Annotated in this window: 3 protein-coding genes; all 3 read left to right on the top strand. The window is 31.2% G+C overall.

The features are described 5' to 3' along the window. The first annotated feature begins 311 nt into the window (after nucleotides 1–311). The 3 genes from AC3DU7_RS28050 to AC3DU7_RS28040 all read left to right on the top strand — a co-directional run bounded on the left by AC3DU7_RS28050 (nucleotide 312) and on the right by AC3DU7_RS28040 (nucleotide 3627). Nucleotides 312–995 carry a mCpol domain-containing protein gene (locus AC3DU7_RS28050; protein WP_488042541.1) on the top strand — a complete coding sequence of 228 codons (684 nt, stop codon included), beginning with the start codon at nucleotides 312–314 and terminating at the stop codon, nucleotides 993–995. 420 nt (nucleotides 996–1415) lie between these two features. Beyond that, nucleotides 1416–2852: a DUF5009 domain-containing protein gene (locus AC3DU7_RS28045; protein WP_488042540.1), complete on the top strand. Its 1437-nt coding sequence runs from the start codon at nucleotides 1416–1418 to the stop codon at nucleotides 2850–2852. A 415-nt stretch (nucleotides 2853–3267) separates the two neighbouring features. Further along, nucleotides 3268–3627, top strand: coding sequence for a hypothetical protein (locus tag AC3DU7_RS28040; protein ID WP_488042539.1), 360 nt, complete (start codon nucleotides 3268–3270; stop codon nucleotides 3625–3627). Nucleotides 3628–3803: the final 176 nt, after the last annotated feature.

Here is a 3803-nt window from a genome sequence, read left to right as displayed (position 1 = left end):
AAGCAGGCGTAAGTATAAAATATCGCAAATTTCCTCCGATAAGAGAGTTTGATAAGGAATGAAAATTAAATTACACAGAAGTTTTACGCCATCGCTCAAATATTAACGATCTTGTAAATTGTCTAACAAATTTATTACCTTCTGGACTTGATATTGAACATTTACGAGAATCACTTTTATCTGGAGTAAATTCTCGCCTAATTGGTGAAGTAACTGAAGAAACCTATAGTTATCGTCATTCTATTTTTTCTTCCTCTGCTGGAGTTGAAGAAGTCGCAAATATCATCTTAACTATTATAAAAAGTGCTGATTTGGAGAACAAAACACTAGGAAAAAAGTTAGATGAAGTGCGGAATATTTTTTCTCAAAATCCAAAATACTTCGTTAATCTTGAAACATTAGAACATATCACTAGACTAATCACTTCAGTAAGAAATGATATTGCTCATCCTTCTTCAGAAAATAGCTATTCAAAGGATATAATAGCTATTCAATCCCGCTTGTCTTCTCAGTTAGCATTTGCATTTCTACAATTTACAACTAAAACACTAAGTTCTTTTCTAGATCAAAATGGTCAACTTGTAAATGTTCAAATTCTAGAAACTCCAGCAGATAAAAATCAGACAATTTTTTATTTCGGGTTCGATGGTGATTCTACTGGTGACTATTTAGAAATGGCGTTTGAAAAATCAAGTGAAGATGAAGTAAGACAACGAAGTCAGATAGTACATGAAGTTATTGAGGAGTTAAAAAAGTTAATCTACAAAGCAACAAAAAATAACAAAAGTGTACTTTTTGCAGAAGGAGATAATATTCTATTTAAAGCACCTTATCAGGTAAATTTACTAAACGATTTACAGAGAATCTACAAAGAGAGAACTGGATTAACTGGCACTATCGGATACGGTAAAACATTACCTGAAGTTGCTTTAGCAATGCGTCTAGCTAAAGCTCAAGGTGGAGGTAACATTATGGGTATAGCTTTAAAAAATTAGAAATAGAGAATTAGCAAAAATCAACAATAACCTAAAGTTTTCTTATTAATATAATGTCAAGCAGCAAGTGTATTTCAACTCGATTTTTTGACATTTTAATCTAACTATTTTTTATATAAAAATCTAATAGATTGTGAAAAATATTATTTATAGTTAATAGGCACTAGACATCTTTCAAAAAAATATAGATTTTTCCAAGAGTAGAGAACCGGAAGCAGAGAATATATTTTCATAATCAAGATACGAAAAATGATTTTGTAAGTGACTTTTAAAACTTTAGCTTATCTTAAATAAAGAGCAAGTTTATTTTCTGTAGATATGTATTAAAAATCCTTTATATTCTGACTCGCTGACTCCAGCAATTCTTACTCCTAACCAACACTAAAATATCACAAATGAAATTAGGATTACTATATAACTATGGTAAAACAACAAATTTCTACAAAACGTGCTGAAGCTCTAGATGCTCTACGAGGATTTGCCATTTTAATGATGGTATTATCAGGCATAATTCCTCGTGATGGAACATTACCTGCTTGGATGTACCATGCCCAAACTCCGCCACCAAATTATGTATTTAATCCTAATATTCCTGGATTAACTTGGGTAGATGTTGTTTTTCCGATTTTCTTATTTTCCATGGGAGCATCTATTCCCCTAGCTTTATCTCGATTAATAAATCAAGGCTGGCGATACAGTAAAATATTTTTATTCATCCTAAAAAGAGGTTTTTTGTTAGGTACATTTGCTATAGTTATTCAACATTTTAGACCACACATTATTAATAACGCAGAGGAAATTCCGGAAAAGTGGCAATTAGCTTTACTAGGATTTTTAATCCTATTTTTAATGTTCAGTCGTTTACCTAAATTTTTCCCCAAGTTTCTAAATCAATTGATTAGTATGACTGGGTGGAGTATATGTATTTTAGTTCTGAGTAGATTAACATATCCAGATGGTAGTAACTTTTCATTAGAACGCAGTGATATTATTCTCATAGTTTTAACTAATATGGCTGTTTTTGGTTCGATAATTTGGTTATTTACTAAATCTAATTGGTGGTTACGTTTAGGATTATTGGGAATATTATTAGGTCTCAGATTTTCTGCTGCTGATGATGGATGGGTGAAAGAGTTTTGGTTTAACTCTCCTTTGCCTTGGATTTTTAGATTTGATTATTTGAAGTACTTATTTATTATTATTCCAGGTACTATTGGCGGAGATTTAATTTTAAAATGGATGAGAAATAATGAAAATAGCGATCGCGATTCAATATTAGAACAATGGCCAGCTAGTCGTTTTTTTATTATTGCAGTATTAATGCTGGCTATTGACTTGGTATTATTGATTGGGTTACAATCTAGGCTAGTTTTAGAAACAACTTTAATAAGTGGAGTTTTATGTGCTTCTGGTTGGTTATTATTCCAGCAGCCAAATAATCAGATCGAAAATTTACTCAATAAACTTTATAGTTGGGGGATTTATTGGCTAGGATTAGGATTAGCTTTTGAACCTTTTCAAGGTGGAATTAAAAAAGATAGTGCTACCCTAAGCTACTTTTTCATTACTACAGGAATGTCTATTTTTTTGTTAATTCTGTTCGCTGTTGTTAGGGATTATTTTCAGCAAAAAAGTATTCTCAAATTATTTATCTATAATGGTCAAAATCCAATGATAGCTTATGTAGTTTTTGGTAATTTACTCTTACCTATCTTGAAATTAACTGGATGGTATGAAGAAATTAGACAAATGACTCAAAAAACAGGGTTAGGATTATTTACGGGATTTATTTATACATTATTAGTGGCATTAATCGTAAGTATTTTTAGCAAATTAAAGCTTTTTTGGAGGACTTAAAAACAGAATTGAAGAAGTCAGAAGTCAGAAGGCAGAAGGGAAAATTGCTTTAAGATAGAGAAATGTTTTTCCTACTGTTCCCTGCTATAGTGAAAGCCTTAAAGATAATATTAAAATATAGATAATATTAAAATATAGATAATGATGAAACTAATTCATTTATCTCCGTCGAGCTACGGTAAATTCAAAATTGAATCTTAATTCTATGCAGCTTCATTTGAATTGGGTATTAGAATATTACTACTTGTACAGTACTATAGCATTTCTCAAGTTACTGAGGTACAGTTATTTTTCTTCTTTTTTATTCCCTGCTCCCTACTCCCTACTCCCTACTCCCTAAAGCAAAGAAATTTTGTATTTCAATCTTCTTGGGAATTACTATACCAATATTTATTAACAAAAGAAGGAGGATTTTATGAGTAGTATAATTCCTGTTGTTTTTGTATGGTTTGTCACATTATTTGGAGCTTGTGTAGGTATTGTCATTGGAGGTACTATTGGTGGAATTGTTGGTGCAATTACCAACTTAATCACTAAATTTAGATGCACAATGAGAATATTCAATGCAGCAACTTTTACTTCACTTGTGAGTATGTTTATTTTTCTCGTTGTAGGTTATCAAGAAATTCAACCTCTAAATTGTTTGGATGGTTTAGATGGATTGTATGCCTGTTTCAATCCTCTACTTGTTCCATTTTGGGGAGCAATTGTTGGAGGAATATTTGGATCATTTGTAGGAGTTATAGTGGAAATATATACTAAATCTAGTCGTTAAATTCAAGAGTTTATTGAAATATCTCGTATTGATTTTGGATAAATTAGTTTTTAATATCAAGTCTTATTAATTAGCCATAAATAAAAATGGTTTTCTCTGATAAATTTATCCCTATTCCCTATTCCCTGTTGCCTGTTGCCTGTTGCCTGTTGCCTGTTGCCTGTTGCCTGTTGCCT

It is taken from the genome of Okeania sp., assembly GCF_983059655.1.
The sequence above is the reverse complement of the archived record's forward strand: the minus strand, read 5'-3'. Positions and strand labels throughout refer to the sequence as shown.

Coding starts and splice junctions, on each gene's coding strand:
- AC3DU7_RS28045 (WP_488042540.1), top strand. CDS start 1,416: ATGGTAAAACAACAAATTTCTACAAAACGTGCTGAAGCTCTAGATGCT.
- AC3DU7_RS28040 (WP_488042539.1), top strand. CDS start 3,268: ATGAGTAGTATAATTCCTGTTGTTTTTGTATGGTTTGTCACATTATTT.